The sequence below is a fragment of the Roseibium sp. genome, assembly GCF_965276855.1.
Taxonomy (GTDB): domain Bacteria; phylum Pseudomonadota; class Alphaproteobacteria; order Rhizobiales; family Stappiaceae; genus Roseibium.
In genome coordinates, this window is sequence record NZ_OZ255700.1 from 532715 (window position 1) to 554536 (window position 21822).

Here is a 21822-nt window from a genome sequence, read left to right on the forward strand (position 1 = left end):
TCCGAAATGCGTATCAAGTTTTCCTACGTCCTTGCAGCCGGCCTCGCGGCCGGTATTGGCGCGTGGATGTATAGCGGCACCGTGGTGATCGGTGGCGTGGGCGACGGTGAAAATGCTGCGCCCTCTCCTGCTCAGCGTGTTGCTCAAGCAACCGACAAGCTGTTCAAGGTCCAGGTTGTGGCTCTTACTGCGCAAGAACGACAAGCCGTTCTGGAAGTGCGTGGCCGGACGGAAGCCGAGGCAAAGGTTGCCGTTCGCTCACACATTACAGATGACGTGGTCGACCGGCCGGCGCGCGAAGGCGCGCGCGTGGCTGCTGGAGACATTTTATGTGTCCTTGATCGCGGAACCCGGGAGTCGCGTGTGCTTGAGGCAAAGGCTGCGGTTGCAGAAGCTGAAATGCTGAAAGAAGCCGCCACTCAGCTGAGCAGCAAGGGCTTTACAGCCGAAACGCGCGTGATGACGGTTCAGGCCCAGTATGATGCCGCCAAGGCCCGTCTGGAAGAAGCTGAGCGTGAGCTGCGCCGGACCGTGATCCGCTCGCCGATTAACGGCGTGATCGAAAGCCCGATGGCCGAAATTGGCGCCCAACTCGACAAGGGCAGCATTTGCGCAACCGTCGTGAATTCCGATCCGATGATTGCCATCGGTGATGTGAGCGAACTGAACATCGCCCAGATCTCCCTGAACATGCCGGCTGAGGTGGTCCTTGTAACGGGCGAGACCTTGGAAGGTCATGTGCGTTACATTTCACCTTCTGCCAATCCCGACACGCGGACCTTCCGGATCGAAGTTGAAATCCCGAATGAAGAAGGTGTTGCCCGCGATGGCGTCACGGCCGTTAGCCGCCTGCCATTGCCAGTCGAGAAAGCGCACAAGATCTCGCCAGCCATCCTGACGCTGAACGATACCGGCCAGGTCGGTATCCGCGGCGTTGGCGAAGACAATGTCACCGTGTTCTATCCAGTCACCGTTCTCGGCGGAGAGCAGGACGGCATGTGGGTCGGCGGCCTTCCGGAGACCGTCAATGCAATTGTGGTCGGACAGGAATATGTCTCTGATGGCGTTCTTGTAGATCCGGTGTTTGAAACCGCGGAGATCAGCCAATGATCAACATGCTTGAAGGCGTTTTGCGCCGTCCAAAGACGGTCTTCGTGCTGATGCTCGCGCTGCTGGCCGCAGGGGTCATGACCTATGTGTCGATCCCCAAAGAAGACAGCCCCGACATCGATCTCCCGATCTTCTACATATCGATCACCCAGCAGGGCATTTCTCCGGAAGATGCCGAGCGCCTGCTCGTGCGGCCGATGGAAACCGAACTGCGCGGGTTGGATGGCCTCAAGGAAATCACGGCGATTGCCTCTGAAAGCCATGCCGGTATCGTCTTAGAGTTCGACATTTCGTTCGACAAGGACGAGGCCCTTGCCGACGTGCGCGACAAGGTCGATCAGGCCAAGGGCGAGCTGCCTGCTGACGCTGAAGAACCGACAATCACGGAAATGAACTTTGCCCTTGCCCCGACCATGTTCGTGGCACTCTCAGGCAATGTCCCTGAACGCACGCTCTATCAGCATGCCCGGCGTCTGAAGGACCAGATTGAAGCGGTCGACACCGTCCGCTCTGCCGATCTTTCCGGGCACCGGGAAGAGCTCCTGGAAGTCCTGATCGATACCCAGAAGCTGGAATCATATGCGATCACCCAGCAAGAGCTTTTGAACACACTGACCGCCAACAACCAGCTGGTTCCAGCTGGCTTCATTGACGGTGGCAAAGGGCGCTTCAACGTCAAGGTTCCTGGCCTCATTGAAAATGCAGCCGACGTTTACAGTCTGCCGCTGAAACAAAGCGGTGAAGGCGTCGTCACGCTGGCTGACGTTGCAGAGATCCGCAGAACCTTCAAGGATGCGGATTCTTACACCCGCGTGAACGGCAAACCGGCTATCGCGCTGGAAGTCACCAAGCGGATCGGCACGAACATCATCGAGAACAATGCAGCCGTACGTGCTGTTGTTGAGGAAGCCTCGAAAGACTGGCCGGAGACGATCCAAGTCGACATCCTGCTCGATCAATCCGACAACATCTATGAGGTTCTTGGCTCTCTGCAGTCCTCGATCCTGACTGCGATCTTCCTGGTCATGATCCTGGTTCTTGCAGCGCTCGGTATGCGGTCCGCCCTGCTCGTGGGTCTCGCGATCCCGACATCCTTCATGGTGGGCTTCCTGATCCTTGGCGGCATTGGCTACACGGTCAACACGATGGTCATGTTCGGCCTCGTTCTGACCGTCGGCCTGCTCGTCGATGGTGCCATCGTGATGACGGAGTATGCCGACCGGAAGGTGCATGAGGGCATGGAGGACCGTGAGGCCTATATCCGTGCTGCAAAACTTATGTTCTGGCCGATTGTCTCGTCCACCGCGACAACCCTGGTGGCTTTCCTGCCCATGCTTTTGTGGCCGGGTGTTGCCGGTGAATTCATGAGCTACCTACCGATCATGGTGATCATCGTTCTGGCGGCCTCATTGGTCACGGCGATGGTGTTCCTGCCGGTGACTGGTGGCGTTCTGGCAGATGTCTCGCATTGGCTCGGCCGTCACGCGGCTGCCTTGCTGGCCGTGACAATCGCGGCAGGCGGCGCATTTGCGATCGGAAGCGGTCCCTTGGTGCCGGGTCTTCTGGCAGGTGCCGTTCCTGAGGGTGTGGTTCCGCTGGTCAGCGCTCTGGCCGGGTTGGTTACATTTGTCGGCCTCGGCTACGTCTCCTATCGGATTTTGCGCCCGTTCGTGCGCTGGTCCCAGGAACGGGCTGCTGTTCGTGCCGCAAAAGACCGGGCCGAAGCGGAGCTTCTTTCCGGCAAGGCCCACTTCGATGTGAAGAAGGTAAAAGGCTTCACCGGCTTTTATGTCCGCTTCCTGAAGCTGCTGGCCGGGAACCCGATCGGCAACATCGTCACGATCGTCGCGATGATTGCCGTGTGCGGCTACATCATGATGTCCTTCGTTTCCAATCCGACCGGCGTGGAATTCTTCGTTGATGAAGAGCCGGATCAGGCTGTGGTTCTGATCTCCGGCCGAGGCAACATGTCTGCTGCAGAAGCGCTTGAGCAGGTAGCCAAGGTTGAAGCGGAAGTGATGGAGGTCGCAGGTGTGGCCCACATCGTCACCACCGCCTTTACACCGGGCGGCTCTTCGGGTGGCCCGTCTGTTGGCGGTGTTCAAGACAAGCCTGCCGATGTTATGGGCGAGCTACAGCTCGAACTGGCAAACTTCTGCTGCCGGCGTGAAGCCAAGGAAATCTTTGCAGAGATCCGCGAACGCACATCCTCCATTCCGGGCATCAAGGTGGAAACACGCAAGATCGAGGGCGGCCCGCCGACCGGTAAGGACATCCAGCTTGAGCTAAAGTCGACGGATTACGACACGCTGGTTGAGAACGTTGCCCGTGTCCGCAATCATCTGAATGGCGTCGAAGCGCTGATTGACCAGGAAGACGACCGCCCGCTGCCGGGCATCGAATGGCAAATCGCCATCGACCGGGAACAGGCAGGCCGTTACCAGGCTCATATCGCTTCGGTCGGCAACATGGTTCAGCTGGTGACCAACGGCGTTTTGATCGGCAAGTACCGACCGAATGACAGCGAAGACGAGGTCGATATTCGTGTCCGCTTGCCGGAAGACGAACGCACGATCGACCGGTTTGACCAACTGCGTCTTCAAACCTCGCTCGGACTTGTGCCGCTGGCAAACTTCGTCGATCGCTCTCCGGCCCAGAAGGTTTCGGAAATCGTCCGCCGTGACGGCCTCTACTCCATGATGGTCAAGGCAACCGTCAACCCGGCTTCCGGATCCACACCGGATGAACAGGTTGGCGAGCTGGAGAAGTGGCTGGACGCGCAAACCTGGCCGGACAACGTGTATTTGCAGTTCCGCGGCGCTGATGAGGATCAGAAGGAATCGGGTGAATTCCTGATGAAGGCGATGGTTGGATCGCTCTTCCTGATGTTCCTAATCCTGCTGACGCAATACAACTCGTTCTATCAGACCTTCCTGACCCTCTCCACGGTGGTTCTGTCGGTCTTCGGTGTGCTGCTCGGGATGATGGTGACTGGCCAGAAGTTCTCGATCATCATGACAGGGACAGGGGTCGTGGCGCTTGCCGGGATTGTCGTGAACAACGCGATTGTTCTGATCGATACCTATAACCGGTTTATCGATGATGGGCTTGATCCGCTGGAAGCGATCTTGAAAACCTCTGCGCAGCGGATCCGGCCGATCCTGTTGACAACCATCACCACGATTGCCGGTTTGATCCCGATGGCGACACAGATCAACTTCGACTTCGCCAACCAGGTGACGGCCTATGGCGGCATCACCGCCGTTTGGTGGGTCCAGTTGTCGACAGCGGTGATTTCTGGTCTCGCCTTCTCCACAATCCTGACACTGATCATGATCCCGGTGATGATTGCGTTGCCAAGTGTCTGGGTCGGTTCAGCGCGGTCCATCGCACAGCGGTTCCGGCGCAAGCCTGTTCCGGCTGCCGCACCCACCACTGACGCTGATCAGGATGTGGAGTGGACAGATCCGGAACAGGAGAAGGAACGCCCGGCTGCTAAAGTGGTGTCGATGCCAAAACCTGCGCCGCCGAAGGTTCCGAACCAGGAAGAACTCCCGCACGCGGCTGAGTAGACCTCCAGTAGACGCCGCTCGTGGAAAGGCCGCCGGTATCCGGCGGCCTTTTCTTTTTTCAGCTTGCCGTCTGACCGCTCACCACCTATATAGTTGCTTAATACAACTATTTTGGATGTTAGAGCCATGACCCCTCAAGCCCCTCACCTCATCGAAGACATTCGCGCAGCGTCCAGAAAGTTGGTGCGCGAGTTTGGCTTTTTGGAAAAGACGATCGCTGGAACAGATCTTTCCGGCTCGGGGGTTCACGCAATCATAGAAATTGGCCTCACTCCCGGCCTGACTGCAAAGGAGTTGGGGGCACGGCTTAAATTGGAAAAGTCCACGATCAGCCGTCTTTTGAAATCCCTGGAAACGCGGGGGGAAATCGTTCAAACCCAATCCAAGACCGATGGACGCGCCTTCCAGCTCCACCTCACCCCAAAGGGCAAAGACACTTGGATTGCGATTAACCGGTTTGGAGACAATCAGGCCCGCACCGCGCTTGCCAACATCACGGGCGTCGACACGGCAACAATCGCCAACGCCCTCACCTCTTATGCCCAGGCCCTTGGCAGCGACGGCTCCAATGCTGCGCCTGACGGAACACAATATCCGGTCGTCGAAGGCTATCAGACCGGCATGATCGGTGACATCTCGGCCCTGCACGCCCGGACACATGGCCCGATTGTCGGCATGGGACCGGCTTTTGAAAGTGTTGTTTCTCAAGCCATGGCGGAATTCATGCCGCGGGTCGAGCGTCCAATGAACAACAGCTGGAGCGTTCTGGAAAATGAAGCCGTGATCGGCTCCATCACAATTGATGGCGAAGATCTGGGCAATAACATTGCCCACCTGCGCTGGTTCATCCTGTCTGAACGCTTGCGCGGCAAGGGGCTCGGCAAAGTGCTCCTCAACAAAGCGATGGCGCATTGCGACCGGCTCGGCTTCGACGAAATTCATCTCTGGACCCTGAAGGGGTTGGACGCTGCACGCGCCCTTTATGAAAAGAACGGCTTTGATCTGGCGGAAGAATACCTCGGCGATCAGTGGGGCCAGGAAGTCATGGAACAGAAATTCATCCGGATGCGGCCCGCTTAGTGTGGGCCGGTGCCAGGGTCATGTTTTGGAAATGGAATTACCGCCGTCACACAACATGGCAGACCCAGTGACAAACGAGCCCGCATCCGACAAGAGGAACATAGCCGCTCTGGCGATTTCCTCCGGCTCGGCCATACGTTTCAGCGCATGCATTCCTTTGACGATCTCATGGTGCTCGGGATCATCCCCAGCCATATCCGTTTTCGTCCCTCCAGGAAGCAGCGCATTGACCCGAATATTGGCGGGGCCGCATTCCGCTGCGAGGCACTGGGTCAAGCCAATCAGTCCGGCCTTTGACGCGGCATACGCTGCCATCCCCGGCATGCCAACCGTGTGTCCGACAAAAGTGGATGTGAATACAATTGCTCCGACGCCGTTTTCCCGAAGGGCCGGAACCTGGTATTTGGCCGCAAGAAAACAGCTTGTCAGGTTCGTATTCAAAACAGTGTTCCACGCTTCCTGACGCATGTCCTCAACGGGACCAAGATCGCCCAGGATCCCTGCGTTGTTAAATGCACCGTTAAGTCCGCCGAAATGATCCTTTGCAGCCTCAACAAGGCCTTTCGCGCAGTGCGGATCGTTTACGTCGCCGGGCACAATCAACACCCGATCCGCGTCAGCGCCCACACTTTTCCTGACCTCTTCGAGACGATCGGCTCGCCTTGCCGTGATCACCAGATTGGCTCCCGCTTCGGCAAACAGCTTCACAGCCGCTGCACCGATTCCACTGCTGGCACCCGTGATAAGAATTGTTTTGTCTTGCAACATTTTTTAGTCCCTCATTGACGTGAGGGAGCCTAATTGACGCACAATTCTCCACCGAGAAACCCGATTTCCGAGCCCCTTTCTTTTGGAATTCAGTTGTAGCGGAGAGAGGGGCCTAGCCCCAGAGGGACGGATCCTGCCAAACGTCAGGTACGATCAGAGGGCCTTCCAACTGATCAGCTCCTGTCCCCAGCGATACGGACTGCCAGGCATCCGCCCAGTCTTCAGGCATCGGATAAGGCGGGTGGATCGCGCGCTCTGTAGCGAAGCCGAAACGGCCATAATATGCCGGATCCCCAAGCACCAGAACCTTGTCGATCGCGCGCTCCTGAAGACGCTTGAACCCCTCGCGAACCAGCGCGCTGCCGATCCCTTGTTTGTGCTGAGCCGGGTCCACGCAGAGCGGAGCCAAGAGACCGACAGACACATCGCCAACACTGCAAATCGTAAATGCGATATGACCAACGACTCTCCCATTGTCTTCCGCAACGAGTGAAAGAACATCGACGGATCCAGTCAACAAAGACCGGACCACCGGCAGGAGATCCTCATCCGGAAATGCAGCCGGATAGATCCGCTCCAGGCTTTGCAGATCTTCTGTGGTGCTTTCCCGAAAGATCATATCGCCCGTGCCTTATCGCGATTAGCTGCCGTGATCCTTGTCACGGTCTGCAATGTTATCGAGGTCGGTGTCGCTTTCATCGCCATCTTCATCGATGCTCTGTCCCGTGTCAGCCAGGACAAGTTTGCGATGTTGCTGCCACGAAAAGGGAATGCTCAAGAGATAGAGCACTGACCCGCCCGCCAGCATCCGGAATGGATAGCTGGCCGTGAGCGCAACAATCAGAACGGCAAAGACAAACAGTGGCAGAACATAATCCCGGCGCACCCGCGTACCGAAATTTTTGCCTGAAAACGTCGGCAGCCGGCTGATCAGAAGGAAAGCAATTGCAATGGTGTAAGCCGCGACCACCGCACTGTCTGCAAACCAGTGCGGAAACAGGCCAAGAAAGTCGAAATAAAGCGGTAAAAGGACGGTCAATGCACCGGCGGGAGCTGGCACGCCGGTAAAGAACCTAGAAGCCCAGGTTGGTTTGTCCGGATCGTCCAAGGCCACATTGAACCTTGCCAGACGCAGAGCGGCGCAAATGGCAAAAATCAGAGCGGAAATCCAGCCGAGAGAGCCAGCCTCATTCAAGATCCAGATGTAGAGCATCAACGCCGGCACGACGCCAAAATTGACAAAATCCGCCAGTGAATCCAGTTCAGCGCCGAATTTTGACGTTCCCTTCATCAGACGGGCAACCCGGCCATCCAGCCCATCGAGAACAGCGGCAATCAAAACCGCGCCAACGGCAAACTCCCAACGGCCCTCAAACGCCATGCGGACTGCCGTCAACCCGGAACACAATGCCAGGAGCGTCACCATGTTCGGCACGATCAGGCGCAGCGGCACCCTGCGAAAACGCGGCTGCCGCTTGGTCTTGATGGATGTGGGGCCAGTATCCTCGATCACGATCGCGCCTTAACTCACCCGGGTTAGTGTGGGTGCCGGAGCCTGCGGCTGGTTGAGGTCTGCCAGGACTGTTTCACCCGCAATCATGGTTTGACCCAGCGCGACCTTCGGCACTGTTCCCGCAGGAAAATAGACATCAAGCCGGGAGCCGAAGCGGATCAAACCGAAGCGTTCGCCAGCAGAAAGGTTTTCGCCTTCCTTCACAAAACAGACGATCCGGCGCGCGACCAGGCCTGCAATCTGAACAACACCGATGTGCGTGCCATTGTGATCGATCACCAGACCGTTGCGCTCGTTGTCATCACTGGCCTTGTCGAGCTCCGCATTGAGGAACTTGCCCGCCCGGTATGCGACCCGAACAATCTTGCCGCCAACCGGTGCCCGGTTCACATGGCAGTTGAAGACGTTCATGAAGATCGAGACCCGGACCAAAGGTTCGGCGCCCAGCTCAAGCTCTTCTGGTGGGCGCACTGGACCTACATGGCTTACGACGCCATCTGCCGGGGAAATCACCAAGCCGTCGCCAACCGGTGTCACCCGTTGCGGGTCTCGGAAGAAATAGCATACCCAACCTGTGAAGAAGAGACCGATCCAGAACAAAGGATCGACGAACCAGCCGACAACCAGGGTCGCGACCAGCGCAATGGCCACGAAGGGCCAGCCTTCACGGTGAACCGGGACCAGGGATTTCGTTACGGAATCGACAATCGACATAGTTCTGCTTTCAGCATCCACAAACGGGCAGGATCATTTTCGAGCGGCGAAGATCTCACCGCAAATTGCTCATTGGTCACCGAGCGCACCTGATGCGCAGGGCCACTGCCCCCGCTTCTAAAAGCTTTTTTTCTCAATGAGAACCGTTTTCGGGGCAGTTCAAGCGCTTTTTGCCGGAGCAGTGCCGATACCGGATGCCCGAGCATCCCGGTAATCACTCTCCCAATAGGCTGGTTTGCCGTATTTGGAGATCAGAAAATCGACGAAGACACTGACCTTAGGCGGGACAAAGCGTGTTGGCGGATAAACCGCCCAAATCGCCCCGACACGGGCGACCGGATAATCTTCCATCACAGCCACGAGACGCCCGTCCCGCAGATCCTCCCACACATGAGCCAGCGATTTCAGGCTCAGTCCAAGGCCATGGATGGCAGCATCATACGTCAGGTCACCGCTGTCACCCTTGATCACCGGGTTCTTCAATTCAAAACCAACCTCCCCGTCCGGACCATCGAAATACCAAACCGGGACGGACGCCATGCTGATGCAATCGTGGTTATTCAGGTCTTCAGGGGTTTTGGGCCGGCCTTTCCGGGCAAGGTAATCAGGCGATGCGCACAACGCTCTTGGATTTCCGCCCAGCCTGCGGGCCAGAAGTGAGCTGTCGGCAAGCGGCGCGCCCCGGATGGCCATATCGTAGCCTTCCTGAACCACATCGACCATTCGGTCAGAGATATCCATTTCAATCTGGACATCCGGGTAAAGGCTCCGGAATTCGACAAGATGCGGAAGAATGTGTTTCCGGCCGAAGAAGGTATTGCACGAAATGCGCAACGCGCCTTGAGGAGTATCCTGCGTCGCCTCGAGCGCTTGCCGTGCCTGCTGCAACTCATTGATCGCAGACCGCGCGTGATCAAGAAGGACGCGGCCGGCTTCAGTCAGTGTTGTCTTCCGGGTTGTTCTTGCAAAAAGTTGCGCTCCAAACGTCTTTTCAAGATTGGTCAGACGCGCACTCGCTGCCGACGGCGACAATCCAATCTCCCGGCCGGCACCTGACAGGCTGCCAAGCTCGGCGACCCTGATAAAGAACTCCAAATCGTCCAGACGCATTATACCAAACTTTCGAAATATCCTTGCGATATAAGCCACATTCTTCAAATGGACGCAATATGGGACAACGTCTCCACCGAAACGAAGGAGACCACCATGTTCCACACCGGAGACGAATTTGAAAACCGCGCCCGCGCTGAACGTCACTACGAGTTGCGCCGCTTGAGACATGCCCTGTCCGGCCTTTTGTTCGGCCGGACTGTGGAGACAGCCGCCAAGATGCCGAACAGGCTCACAAGCGCCAATGACAAGGACTTTCCAACCTCCCGCGCGGCTTAAGCGCGGGAGTTCTTTTCACTCAAGGAGTGCAATCGCGGCGAAGTCCCAAGGCTATTTTGCTGGGACATAATCCGCCGGTTGCCCGCGGGTAATAATCCCGAGATCGTCGTTTTCGCGCGCTGCCCGCAAACGCTCTTCCGCCTCATCGGCTTCACGCTGGCGCGCCCACATCGATGCATACAGTCCGTCGTTGGCCAAAAGCTCCGAATGTGTTCCCCGTTCTGCAATTTCACCAGCTTCGAGCACAATGATCTGGTCCGCATTCACGACCGTGGACAAACGGTGAGCAATCACCAGCGTCGTGCGGTTCTTTGACACCTGATCCAATGCCGACTGGATCTCGCGTTCCGTATGGGTGTCCAGAGCCGAGGTTGCTTCGTCGAGAATCAAGATCGGCGGTGCCTTGAGGATCGTCCGGGCGATTGCGACCCTCTGCTTTTCGCCACCGGACAGCTTGAGCCCACGCTCACCAACTTCAGACTGGTAGCCTTGCGGCAGGTTTTCGATAAAGTCGTGGATCTGCGCCATGCGCGCCGCGTCCCTGACCTCATCATCGGACGCATCCGGCCGTCCGTAGCGGATGTTATACGCGATAGTGTCGTTGAAAAGGACAGTGTCCTGCGGGACCATGCCAATCGCATGGCGCACACTTTCCTGGGTGACATCGCGAACATCCTGTCTATCGATCTCAACGGCGCCGCCGGTCACATCATAGAACCGGAACAACAGTCTTGAGATCGTTGATTTTCCTGCCCCGGACGGGCCGACAATGGCGATCGTCTTGCCGGCCGGAACATCAAAATCCACGCCCTTGAGGATCGGCCGATCGGCATCGTAGTGGAACTCGACATCTTTAAAGCGGATCGTGCCTGCAACAGCCTTGAGTGGAGCGGCCCCCTCTTTGTCCTTGATCTCGGCCGGCACAAGCAGGAGATCGAACATCGATTCGATATCGGCCAGACCCTGACGGATTTCGCGGTAGAGAAAGCCGATGAAATTGAGCGGCATGGAGATTTGCATCAGCAGTGCATTAATCAGAACAAAATCGCCAATGTTCTGTTCGCCGGCCATGACCGCGCGGGCAGAAAGCCCCATACAGGCCGCCATTCCGAGCCCCAGGATCACTGCCTGACCGAAGTTGAGCCAGGCAAGCGACGTCCAGGTTTTTGTCGCCGCCTTTTCATACTTGGCCATCGAGACATCGAAGCGCTCGGCTTCCATTTTCTCGTTGCCGAAGTATTTGACGGTTTCGAAATTCAGCAAGCTGTCGATGGCCTTCGAATTGGCATCCGTGTCGCTGTCGTTCATTTCCCGGCGGATAGCGATCCGCCAGTTGGAGGCCTTAATCGTGAACCAGACGTAAGCCACAATCATCACGGCAACGATCACGACATAGGCAAAGCCGAACTGGAACCAGATCACACCAGCCATAAGCGCGAATTCCAGAACGGTCGGAATCCCGTTGAGGATCGTGAAGCGGACGATCGACTCAATCCCCTTGACCCCACGTTCAATAACCCGGCTCAGGCCACCGGTTCGCCGGGCCAGATGAAACCGCAAGGAGAGTTGATGCAAATGTCGGAAGGTCAGTTTGGCAAGCTGTCGGACGGCGTGCTGGCCCACGCGGGCAAACAAGGCATCGCGCAACTGGTTGAACGCAACGGCCATCACCCGAGCCGCGTTGTAGGCCAGAACCAGCATGACCGGGGCCAAAAGGAAGGCTGGCAGGCCAACATCTTCGCCAGCGAGGACATCTGTGGCCCAGGCAAAGAAATAAGGTGATAGAACGGTAATGAACTTGGCTACCACAAGTGCAGCAACTGCCAGCAAAACCCGTTTCTTCAGATCTGGCCGTGAAGACGGCCAGATATATGGCCAAAGGTTTTTGAGCGTTGAAAGCGTGTCGCCCTCATCCGCACTAACAGCCTTTTGTGCGGGCGCGCTGTTTTTTGCATGAGCAGGGTTTGACGGTGCCGAACCGGCCGACGTCCCATGTGATTGCGTCAAGTATTCTCTCCCGATGCCCTTTGCGGGCCGTTCCGGTGACTTATTCGTTTGCCGCCAACTCGTTCACCGCGCCAAGAACGCCGTTGCCGTGCTCGGAGTTCAAAAGCGTCCAGAATGCGTCCGATGCTTCCTGCGTTTTTGAAATCTGATCCCAGTTCAAAACATAATGGCAATTGCGCCCACGGGTGTCGCAGGTCAGAAACCCTGCATCTTTTAAGACTTGAAGGTGCTGTGACACGGTCGATTGAGCGAGCGGTAAGGCACTGACAATTTCGCCACAGCAAGCTTCTTTCTCACCGGCCAAACGCCGCAGGATCGCAAGGCGCGCCGGGTGCCCAAGCGCCCGGAACTGTGCAGCCAGGCTTTCACATCCCGACAGACCGGACGCGTTTTCGCCGCTTGCGGTGGGCGGGCAAACCTGATCGCTCATGCGGGGAACTCCTTTCGGGCGGCGCCAATAATCGTAAATATGCGATCAATACCCAAAAAGACAAGGTCCAACACGAATTGGGGCGGACACCAAAATGGCGCCCGCCCCAATAATAGCTTTGAAAACCCTACAATTATCAGCCGTTGCGGCCGGTATCCGAGGTAGGTGCGGGCCAGTTCAGGTCTCCTTCCGGTGTCAGGAACACCTGTCCCGGATAGATCAGATCCGGATCGCGAATCTGGCCCTTGTTGGCTTGGTAGATTGTGGTGTAGCGGATACCGTCCCCATAAAGGCGCCTGGAGATCCGCCAGAGATTGTCCCCCTTGCGAATGATCACAACAGGCAGCGCCTTCTTGACGTCCGCGCCATCACCGTCTGCCGAGCCGGAGGTTCCACTCGCGACGACCTTTGTCAGGACGATCTGTTCATCCTGTTGTTTTTCAAAGGTCACGGCTGCCCGCGCATCCACTGATTTGCCGTCTTCGGCAATCATGTCAGCCCGGACTTCCACATTGCCTTCCGCGACCGACTTGTCGCCTTCAAGAAGCCACCGGCCGCTGGAATTTGCTGTGGCCTCGCCCTGGTAATCATCACCGACATAGACACGGACAGACGATCCGGGTTCTGCGGTGCCGGCGACGTAGACCTTGTTCTCTTCCGACTCCACTGCTTCAACCGTAACAGGCGGGTTACCGCCCTCAGTGCCGGTTTCGGCAGATGCACTCGTCTCGCCCTGAGAGGCCGCGGCAACTTGCTGGTTTGTGTCGGTTGGAGCCGCATCACCAGAACTTGCCGGTGTGTCCGTGGCAGCGGCTGTTGTCGCCTCTGTAGGCTCCGCGGTGCCTTCCGTTTCTGAAGCTGTGCTGGTTGCGGCTACCTCTGCCGTCTGCTCAGACGCTTGGGAACCGCTGTCGGCAGTTTGTTGTTGTGTGTCTGCGGTCGCAGTTCCGTTCGAAGCTGTGTCAGCGTCAGTGCTCGACGCAGCTGCCGACACAGTCGTTTCAGCGGCAGCAGGGGCAGTTCCATCAGAATCGCCCGCCTCAGCAGTCACACTCTCTTCGGAAGCAGTGCTCGGTGTGTCCCCACCGGTGTCAGAGGAAGGTGCCGTTGCGACAACAGTTTCCTCAGCCTTTGGCGCTTCGGCGACTGCGACCGGCGCTTCCGGCTTTTGCAAGATATTGGACGGTCCATCAGGCGAATTCAGGACCACGAGCGGCTGTTGTTTTCCACCGTCCGGAATGGAGATGGCAACCCGTTCATCAGACGTGGACAGCTGCTCTCCGCCCTGATCATGAACTTCCAGAGCAACGTCATAGTCGCCCGGCTTCAACGGCTCATCCAAAATGATGGTCCATTCGCCCGCCGGGTTGGCAATGGTTTTGCCAACCACCTGACCGTTTGCTGTCAGCGCCACAATGGCTCCGGCTTCCGACCGACCCGCGACAACCGTCTCGCCGGTTGGTTCCACACCCACCACGTCGAAGCTCGGCTTGTCTGACACTGCCGCAGTTTCAGACGCCTCGGGTTCGTCAGGTGTGGCGGCCGGGTTTTCTTCTGGCTGAACTGCGGGTTCAGGCGTGACGGCCTGCTGGTCCGGAGCAGCACTTGCCTGTTGATCGCCTTTGGAGGACTCGTTTGTGGTTCCAGGAACCTGGCTATCTGCGCGCTCCTGCTCCACCGGCATCTCGCCACTGTCACGATAGAAGTAACCGGTGATCAATGCCGCCACACCGACAGGCACGGCGATTATCAAAGTCCGGATCAGGGTCTGCTTGTTCATTGCTCTTCCCATCGAAAGCCAGGCGATCGATCGATCGGTGCTTTCGTCTCTTCCCCTTGGCAGACGGCAGCAAATGTCCGCGCGCCCCACAGTTTTACTTATTCACATGCATAACGGCCTTTTTGTGCTGCGGCAAGAAAACCGCGGATCACCGGTCCACCTTTCAAACACAATGCTTGACCTGTTGCATGGGGCAATGCCACATCATGTCGTTATGAAGACAAATTCTCCTAAGCATCTCAAAAGCGTTTGTGTTTATTGCGGCTCGAGCTTCGGGTCGGACCCTGCACATGAGGCGGCAGCCGCTCGACTTGGCCAGTTGATTGCCGAAGCCGGATTGAGGCTTGTGTATGGCGGGGGCTCGGTTGGCCTGATGGGGACCGTCGCGCGCGCAGCGATGGAATGCGGCGGTCAGGTCACGGGAATTATTCCGCAGTTTCTTGAAAAACGCGAGGTGATGCTGGACACCGTTGAAGATCTGGTGATCACCCAGAACATGCACGAACGCAAACATCTGATGTTTGAGAAATCGGATGCCTTCATTGCACTGCCCGGTGGGATTGGCACGCTGGAAGAAGCCGTGGAGATGATGACCTGGGCTCAGCTGGGTCAGCACCGCAAGCCGGTTGTTCTTGCAAATATCAACGGCTTTTGGTCCCCCCTTCTTGAGCTGCTCGATCACATGCGCGCGCAGGGATACATCCGGCCAGACACTGAAGTCCCTTACCTAATTGCCAAACAAGTGGATCAGATCATCCCCATGCTCGAAAAAAGTATCGGCGATGGTTCTGATGCGCCGTTTGAAGGTGGAGCGGCGGCCGCAGATCTTTAGCCAGCAAAAAATAACGAAAATCTCCGAACGTTAGGTGTTCGGCGACTGGACGACGATTTTCGCTGGTCTTTTCGGTATGTTTTGACCCTCTGGTTAAGGTCTTGGAAGCTTCTTCCCTTGTAAATTTGCCAAGCAAATCACACGGGCGGATCAGCTTACATGCGCACTATGCTTCTGGTGGAAGACGCATCGTTCTTCGAAAAGGCGATCGTTGACCGGCTTCAGGATATCGGACGTCACCAGATCATGGTCGCGCGAAATTTCAGTGAAGCGGAAAGCTGCCTGGACATGCCGATCTGCGAACCCGATCTTGCATTGGTGGATCTGACTCTGCCGGACGCGCCAAATGGCGAAATTGTAGACCTTTGCCGCAACAGAAACATTCCGACTATCATCTTCACAAGCAAGTTCGACAACGAAGTCCGTGAAAAGGCCCTTGCAAAAGGGGTGATCGATTATGTCCTGAAGGATACACCCGCAAGCCTCGATTATGTGGCTGAGTTGCTGAAACGGCTGTCCTACAATCCCAAGATCGGCATCTTGATTCTGGATGATTCCTCTGTCGACCGGGAGCGGATCGCCCAGATCACATCGCACCATCTTTATCAGACTTACCAAGCCAGCACGCCGGCTGAAGCCCTGCAGATGTTGCGGGATCACCAGCACATCCGACTTGTTCTTGCCGATTATTACATGCCGGACGAAGACGGTTTTGCATTTCTGAAGACAGTGCGGCGGAAATACAGCCGCGAACGCCTGAGCGTGATCGGCATGTCGTCGCTATCGAACTCAGATAACCGCATCCGCTTCTTGAAGTACGGCGCTGCCGATTTCATCGACAAGTCCTATGCGCCAGAAGAAATCCTTCTCCGGATTTCGTTGAACCTGGACATGATGGACCGCATCGCGGAGCTCAACACCCTTGCCATGCAGGATGCGCTAACAGGGGTTCACAATAGGCACTTCCTTTTCACAAAGGCCGTGAAGCAAATCGAGTCCTGGGCACATTCGGGCAATAAAGCGTCTTGGATTGCGGTGTTTGATCTCGATTCATTCAAACAGATCAACGACGAATACGGACATGATGTCGGCGACAGTGTCCTTCTAGGTTTTGCGCGCCAGCTTCGAGCGCTCGCCGGACCGGAGGACATGATCATCCGGCTGGGCGGCGACGAGTTCTGCATGATCTTCCGATCGGAAACGCGCGACAGCCTAACCCTGAAACTGGCCGGGTTCATGAAGAGCCTCAGCACACACCCGATCCGGCATTCGGGAACCGACCTTCTGTGCCAAACAAGTGTCGGCATTGCAAAGCTCGAGGGCGGAGAGATCTCCGACGCGCTCAGCATCGCCGACAAACATCTTTACGCCTCCAAGCGGAGTGGGTTTGAAATGCTCGCCGTCGCTTCCGACGGATGACAGACCAGCAGATTAGACCGTCGCCTGCTGCGCTTTTCTGGCGTTTCGTGCATTCCGCCAGCTGTCGAATGTAAAGACCACGAGCGCAATCCAGATCATGACAAAACCGAGCAGTTTGACCTGATCCAACGGCTCTCCCCAGGCATAAACCGCCATCAGAAAGTGTATCGATGGCGCAATGTACTGCATCAAACCAAGCATGAAGAGTGGCAGACGGCGTGCGGCCGAGCTGAAACAGATCAGCGGCAACGCCGTAACAATGCCTGTGCCTGCAAGCGCAATGAGGACTGGAATATCATCCAAGATCAGCGCATCGACACCCCATGAAAGGCTGAGAAGCAGGTATCCAATGGCAATCGGAAACAGCAGCACCGTTTCAACGAACAGGCCAGGCGTTGCCTTGACCGGTGTCACCTTCCGCACGTAGCCGTAGCCTGCGAACGAGAACGCGAGCACCAGAGACACCCAAGGCAGCCCACCGGCCAGAACCGCCTGCAAGACGACCGCGAAACCGGCCATGGCAACGGCAATGTACTGCCATTTCGTCATGCGTTCGCGCAGAACGATCAGCCCAACCAGAATGCTGACGAGCGGATTGATGAAATAGCCGAGCGATACATCCAGCACCTGCTCGTTCGCAATCGCCCAAACAAACACCAGCCAATTGACCGAAATGAACGACGCGGACATCGCGAGTTTTTTCAAGACTGCCGGGTCAGCAAAGACATCAAGAACTTCCTGCCAGCGGCCCCGAAGATACAGAAAGCCGCCAACGAACAGAACGGACCAAGCAATCCGGTGCGCAACGACGAGGTCCGCCGAAACCGTATCGGTCAGCTTGTAGTAGGCCGGAAAGAACCCCCACATGCCGTAAGCCGCAAGGCCAAAGAGGAGGCCACGGCGGAGTTCGTTTTCCGCCTCGGTGCGTGTCACGGGCTCAGACATAGCGCGTGCCTTTCTGGCGCCGAACCTTAGCTCTCCTGAGCCTTGACAAGCGCGAATGTGATGGAATCGACCAGCGCTTGAAAGGACGCATCGACGATATTGGAGGAGACACCGATGGTGAACCAGCGCCGCTGGGTCCTGGCATCATGGCTTTCGATCAGAACCCGGGTCACCGCATCGGTACCACCGTTCAAGATGCGCACCTTATAGTCGATCAGCTCCAGCCCTTCAATCGCGGCCTGATACTTTCCAAGGTCCTTGCGCAGGGCCATGTCGAGCGCGTTGACCGGGCCGTTACCTTCCGCAACGGACATGCGCGTCTCCCCATCGACGTTTACCTTGACCACCGCTTCGGAGACCGTGATCAGATCACCGATGGCATTGAACCGACGCTCGACCATGACCTTGAAGGAATCTACCTGGAAAAAATCCGGCACTTCGCCGAGTTCGCGGAGCGCAAGCAGTTCAAAGGATGCATCCGCTGCCTCATAGGCATAGCCCAGCGCTTCCCGTTCCTTGACCTTGGCCAGCAGCCGGTCCAGACGAGGGTCGGCCTTGTCGACCGTGATGCCGACACGTGCCAGCTCGCCCAGCAGGTTGCTTTTCCCGGCCTGATCGGAAACCAGCACACGGCGCTGGTTGCCCACGGTCTCCGGGGCCACATGCTCATAGGTCTGCGGATCTTTCAGGATCGCCGAGGCATGAATGCCGGCCTTAGTGGCAAAAGCCGTTTCCCCCACATAGGGTGCATGCCGGTTGGGTGAGCGGTTGAGGATCTCATCAAAGGCATGGGAGATCGCGGTGATGTCTTGAAGCTGGTCTTCGCTGACACCGATTTCCAGCCGGTCGGCATATTGTGATTTCAGTTTCAGGGTCGGGATCAGCGTGATCAGGTTGGCGTTGCCACAGCGCTCCCCCAGACCGTTCAAGGTCCCCTGGACCTGGCGCACACCGGCATCAACCGCGGCCAGGGAATTGGCCACCGCATGACCTGTGTCATCGTGCGTGTGAATGCCAAGATGACTGCCGGGCACGATCTCTTGAACCTTCGTCACGATAGAGTGGATTTCGTCGGGCAATGTGCCGCCGTTTGTGTCGCACAGAACAACCCAGCGGGCTCCGGCCTGATAGGCAGTGCGGGCGCATGCGAGCGCGTAATCCGGATTGGCCTTAAAGCCGTCGAAGAAGTGCTCACAGTCGATCATGGCTTCCTTGCCGGCCGTGACCGCAGCCTTGACGGTGTCCTCAATCGCTTCGAGGTTTTCCTCATTGGTGCAGCCAAGGGCGACATCGACATGATAGTCCCAGGCCTTTGCCACGAAACAGCAGGCGTCAGATTGACTGGCCAGGATCTGCTGAAGGCCGGGATCGTTCGACGCCGACCGCCCTGCCCGCTTCGTCATTCCGAAGGCAGTAAACGTCGCAATTTTTGTCCGCTTTTGAGAGAAGAACTCGGTATCGGCCGGATTTGCTCCGGGGTAACCGCCTTCTACATAATCGACCCCAAGCCGCTCCAGCAGTTCTGCAATGACGATCTTCTCGTTTACGGAAAAATCAATACCGCTGGTTTGCGCGCCGTCGCGCAGGGTCGTGTCGAAAAGGTAGAGGCGGTCTTTGGTCATCTGTCTGTTCCGTCGGACATCTGCGGCGCTACGGGCCACTCTTTTGTATCGTGGTCTGGATGTTGGTGGTTGCTGGCGTCAATTTCGGCGATCACATCTGCAAATTCCGGGTCATCTTCGGGCCCGCCCGGCAACGCATGCAATGTGTCAACGCCCGAGATCCTGTCCCGCTTCCAGTGTTGTTTCGTTACGGGAACACGGGCGGGCTCATCAAATGCCCCGATCGCCAGCCCGATCAAGGGATAATCGCGATAGGCAAAAACAAGCGGTGTCCCGCAGTAGCTGCAAAACCCGCGATCGACCACATCAGAGGAGGCGTAATAGGTTGGCTGCCCGCGGGTCCAGGTCAGATCTTCGTGGCGCGCATCTACCAGCGGAGCGAAGAAATTGCCGAACGCCTTCTGGCACATCCGGCAATGACAGATGCTCGCTTCGCCCAGTGTTCCCTCAATGCGAAACCGAACCGCGCCGCATTGGCAGCCACCGTTGTAGATCTCGGTCATTTGGCGGCCTCCGGCCAGGCAACCGTATCCCGATCCGGGTGCTGATGGTTGCGGATGCCGGAAAACACCTCCTGAGCCGCAGCTTCCGCTTCTTCCGTCCGGGTCGGCAGATCCACAAGTCCCTCGCACCAGGACAGGCGGTTCTCAAGTCCCAACTGGATTTCCGGTGCGATGAGATCAGGCTGGTCGAGGCTCGCAATCGTGATGTCGATATGAGAGCCTTCAAACTCATAGGTCAGCGGGGTGCCACAGTCCCGGCAGAACCCGCGCCGAACGAGGTTGGAGCTCTGAAAGTAAGCTGGCTCTCCACGCGTCCAACTGAGATTTTCAACGACGACCAGCGCCGCAAACGGGCCTCCGACCGCCTTTTGGCACATACGGCAATGGCAGATGGAAGGCCGTTTGAACCCTTCAGCACAGTACCGCACCGCCCCGCACTGGCAGCCACCAGATTTGATGTCTGTTTCTTCCGCCATCCGTTTTGCCTCTCCCTTTTTGCTCTAACGGCTCTTCGTGAACTGCGAAGAACCGTTAGGCCAGTCTTTCCCTGACCCGGTTCACCGCTTGAGGTCCCAGGTTGTTACGCGGGCACCGGTTTCGGAGTCTTTTGAATCCTTTAGCGCAATGCCTTGAGACGCAAGTTCATCGCGGATCCGGTCGGCTTCGGCCCAGTTCTTACCGTTGAGCGCTTCAAGCCGGGCCTTGATGGCAGCCGCGATTGCGGTTTCGTCGATGCCGGACATATCCGCTGCAACAGGCTTGAGACCCAACAGAGCTGCAGAAGCTGAAAACTCGGCCAGTTTAACCGGGTCCTTGTTCGCCTCGCCCGCAAGGCCATGCAAGGCCTGAATGGCGGCGGCCGTATTCAGATCATCGTTCATGGCATCAAGCACGTCTGCTGCCGGAGCCGCATCAGTCTCGACAAGATCCGGCCATTTGCCCAAAAGGTTCTCCGCCTCTTCCAGCTTGCGGACGGAAAAGTCGATTGGCTCCTTATAGTGGGTCATCAGCATGGCAAGGCGCAGCACTTCGCCAGGCCATTTGCGGCCGCCGAGATTCTCCGTCTCCAGAAGCTCGTGGATGGTGAAGAAGTTGCCCTCAGACTTGGACATCTTCCGGCCTTCAACCTGCACGAAACCGTTGTGAACCCAATAATTCGACATGGTCTTTGTGTCGTTGGCGCAGCACGATTGGGCGATCTCGTTTTCATGATGCGGAAAGATAAGATCCAGCCCTCCGCCATGAATATCAAAGACCTTGCCAAGATGGTGCTCGCTCATGACGGAGCACTCGATGTGCCAGCCCGGACGCCCACGCCCCCAGGGGCTGTCCCAGCCCGGCTCCTCCGGTGAGGACAGTTTCCAGAGCACAAAGTCTCCCGGGTTCTTCTTGTGGCTATCCACCGCAATGCGGGCACCCGCGATCTGCTCATCCAGCTTGCGCTTGGATAGACCGCCGTAATCCGGCATTGAAACCGTGTCGAACAGCACTTCGCCACCATCCGCGGTCTCAGCCACATAGGCATGCCCCTTTTCGATGAGCAGTTCGATCATCTTGACCATGCCATCGATGTGCTCGGTTGCCCGCGGCTGGACCGTCGGCTCCAGGCAGCCAAGGGATGCAACATCCTTTTGGTATTGATCCGCCGTCTTTTTGGTGACCTTGGCGATCGCCTCATTGAGCGGCATATCCGGATAATCGCGCAGCGCACGTGCGTTGATCTTGTCGTCAACGTCCGTGATGTTGCGGGCGTAGGTAACGTGCTCAGCGCCGTAGAGATGGCGCAGCAACCGGTACAAAACGTCAAACACAATCGCCGGACGCGCATTGCCGATATGGGCAAAGTCGTAAACGGTCGGTCCGCAGACATAGAGACGCACATTGCTATCATCGATCGCGCAGAAGTCTTCCTTCTGACGGGTCAATGTGTTGGTGAGCTTCAAGCCCTTGAAGGTGCCGGATTTCGCTGGGTCAGCGGCGCTCATGTCAAACGGTCTCCTGGCCGGCTGGCCGGGCGGTCCGTCTACAAGGAAATTTGCCAAGAGGGAACGGCCACAGCCAGCGGTGTCGCTAGCTGCAAATAATGGTGGTGATAATGATGTTCCGTGTGGCCGTCATCATGGCAAGGGTTATGGACC

Annotated in this window: 19 protein-coding genes; 6 read left to right on the forward strand and 13 right to left on the reverse strand. The window is 57.2% G+C overall.

Annotation, left to right across the window (positions count from 1 at the left end):
* Positions 1-6 precede the first annotated feature (6 nt).
* The 3 genes from ACQY4Z_RS02380 to ACQY4Z_RS02390 all read left to right on the forward strand — a co-directional run bounded on the left by ACQY4Z_RS02380 (position 7) and on the right by ACQY4Z_RS02390 (position 5762).
* Positions 7-1110: an efflux RND transporter periplasmic adaptor subunit gene (locus ACQY4Z_RS02380; RefSeq protein WP_428526337.1), complete on the forward strand. Its 1104-nt coding sequence runs from the start codon at positions 7-9 to the stop codon at positions 1108-1110.
* Positions 1107-4682, forward strand: coding sequence for an efflux RND transporter permease subunit (locus tag ACQY4Z_RS02385; protein WP_428526339.1), 3576 nt, complete (start codon positions 1107-1109; stop codon positions 4680-4682). The genes ACQY4Z_RS02380 and ACQY4Z_RS02385 overlap by 4 nt, the downstream gene beginning before the upstream one ends.
* 126 nt (positions 4683-4808) lie before the next feature.
* Complete coding sequence (locus ACQY4Z_RS02390) at positions 4809-5762, forward strand: helix-turn-helix domain-containing GNAT family N-acetyltransferase (RefSeq protein ID WP_428526341.1); 954 nt, start codon at positions 4809-4811, stop codon at positions 5760-5762.
* 18 nt (positions 5763-5780) lie between these two features.
* Here ACQY4Z_RS02390 and ACQY4Z_RS02395 read toward each other — a convergent pair whose 3' ends face one another.
* The 5 genes from ACQY4Z_RS02395 to ACQY4Z_RS02415 all read right to left on the reverse strand — a co-directional run bounded on the left by ACQY4Z_RS02395 (position 5781) and on the right by ACQY4Z_RS02415 (position 9867).
* Positions 5781-6530, reverse strand: coding sequence for an SDR family oxidoreductase (locus tag ACQY4Z_RS02395; RefSeq protein WP_428526343.1), 750 nt, complete (start codon positions 6528-6530; stop codon positions 5781-5783).
* 112 nt (positions 6531-6642) lie between these two features.
* Positions 6643-7149: a GNAT family N-acetyltransferase gene (locus tag ACQY4Z_RS02400; RefSeq protein ID WP_428526345.1), complete on the reverse strand. Its 507-nt coding sequence runs from the start codon at positions 7147-7149 to the stop codon at positions 6643-6645.
* Between the two features lie 21 nt (positions 7150-7170).
* The gene (gene pssA, locus ACQY4Z_RS02405) at positions 7171-7983 is read right to left on the reverse strand and encodes a CDP-diacylglycerol--serine O-phosphatidyltransferase (RefSeq protein ID WP_371932239.1); all 813 of its coding nucleotides are present in this window, start codon (positions 7981-7983) and stop codon (positions 7171-7173) included.
* Positions 7984-8052: 69 nt separating this feature from the next.
* Positions 8053-8757 carry a phosphatidylserine decarboxylase gene (locus ACQY4Z_RS02410; protein WP_428526347.1) on the reverse strand — a complete coding sequence of 235 codons (705 nt, stop codon included), beginning with the start codon at positions 8755-8757 and terminating at the stop codon, positions 8053-8055.
* 159 nt (positions 8758-8916) lie between these two features.
* Entirely contained in the window at positions 8917-9867 is a 951-nt protein-coding gene (locus ACQY4Z_RS02415; RefSeq protein WP_428526349.1) for a LysR family transcriptional regulator, read from the reverse strand.
* A gap of 96 nt (positions 9868-9963) precedes the next feature.
* On the opposite strand from ACQY4Z_RS02415, the gene ACQY4Z_RS02420 reads away from it, so the two are divergent.
* A complete protein-coding gene (locus ACQY4Z_RS02420) occupies positions 9964-10146 on the forward strand; it encodes a hypothetical protein (protein ID WP_209177599.1) in 183 nt (60 codons plus the stop codon).
* 51 nt (positions 10147-10197) lie between these two features.
* On the opposite strand, the gene ACQY4Z_RS02425 is transcribed toward ACQY4Z_RS02420, so the two are convergent.
* The 3 genes from ACQY4Z_RS02425 to ACQY4Z_RS02435 all read right to left on the reverse strand — a co-directional run bounded on the left by ACQY4Z_RS02425 (position 10198) and on the right by ACQY4Z_RS02435 (position 14363).
* Complete coding sequence (locus ACQY4Z_RS02425; RefSeq protein WP_428526352.1) at positions 10198-12153, reverse strand: ABCB family ABC transporter ATP-binding protein/permease; 1956 nt, start codon at positions 12151-12153, stop codon at positions 10198-10200.
* 40 nt (positions 12154-12193) lie between these two features.
* A complete protein-coding gene (locus ACQY4Z_RS02430; RefSeq protein WP_428526354.1) occupies positions 12194-12583 on the reverse strand; it encodes an ArsR/SmtB family transcription factor in 390 nt (129 codons plus the stop codon).
* Positions 12584-12719: 136 nt separating this feature from the next.
* Positions 12720-14363, reverse strand: a complete 1644-nt coding sequence (locus ACQY4Z_RS02435; protein WP_428526356.1) for a LysM peptidoglycan-binding domain-containing protein — start codon at positions 14361-14363, stop codon at positions 12720-12722.
* A gap of 196 nt (positions 14364-14559) precedes the next feature.
* Between ACQY4Z_RS02435 and ACQY4Z_RS02440 the strand changes: the two genes are divergently transcribed.
* Positions 14560-15195, forward strand: a complete 636-nt coding sequence (locus ACQY4Z_RS02440; protein ID WP_428526358.1) for a TIGR00730 family Rossman fold protein — start codon at positions 14560-14562, stop codon at positions 15193-15195.
* Between the two features lie 159 nt (positions 15196-15354).
* Complete coding sequence (locus ACQY4Z_RS02445; RefSeq protein ID WP_428526360.1) at positions 15355-16614, forward strand: GGDEF domain-containing response regulator; 1260 nt, start codon at positions 15355-15357, stop codon at positions 16612-16614.
* Positions 16615-16626: 12 nt separating this feature from the next.
* Here the strand turns inward: ACQY4Z_RS02445 and rarD are convergent, their stop codons facing one another.
* From rarD to cysS, 5 genes are all read right to left on the reverse strand, one after another.
* Positions 16627-17559, reverse strand: coding sequence for an EamA family transporter RarD (gene rarD / locus ACQY4Z_RS02450; RefSeq protein WP_428526362.1), 933 nt, complete (start codon positions 17557-17559; stop codon positions 16627-16629).
* Positions 17560-17585: 26 nt separating this feature from the next.
* Positions 17586-19181, reverse strand: coding sequence for a citramalate synthase (gene cimA / locus ACQY4Z_RS02455; RefSeq protein WP_428526364.1), 1596 nt, complete (start codon positions 19179-19181; stop codon positions 17586-17588).
* A complete protein-coding gene (locus tag ACQY4Z_RS02460) occupies positions 19178-19684 on the reverse strand; it encodes a GFA family protein (RefSeq protein ID WP_428526366.1) in 507 nt (168 codons plus the stop codon). The genes cimA and ACQY4Z_RS02460 overlap by 4 nt, the downstream gene beginning before the upstream one ends.
* A complete protein-coding gene (locus tag ACQY4Z_RS02465; RefSeq protein WP_428526368.1) occupies positions 19681-20160 on the reverse strand; it encodes a GFA family protein in 480 nt (159 codons plus the stop codon). Before ACQY4Z_RS02465 ends, ACQY4Z_RS02460 begins: the two co-directional genes overlap by 4 nt.
* Before the next feature lie 81 nt (positions 20161-20241).
* Positions 20242-21669 carry a cysteine--tRNA ligase gene (gene cysS / locus ACQY4Z_RS02470; RefSeq protein ID WP_428526370.1) on the reverse strand — a complete coding sequence of 476 codons (1428 nt, stop codon included), beginning with the start codon at positions 21667-21669 and terminating at the stop codon, positions 20242-20244.
* Between the last annotated feature and the right edge of the window lie 153 nt (positions 21670-21822).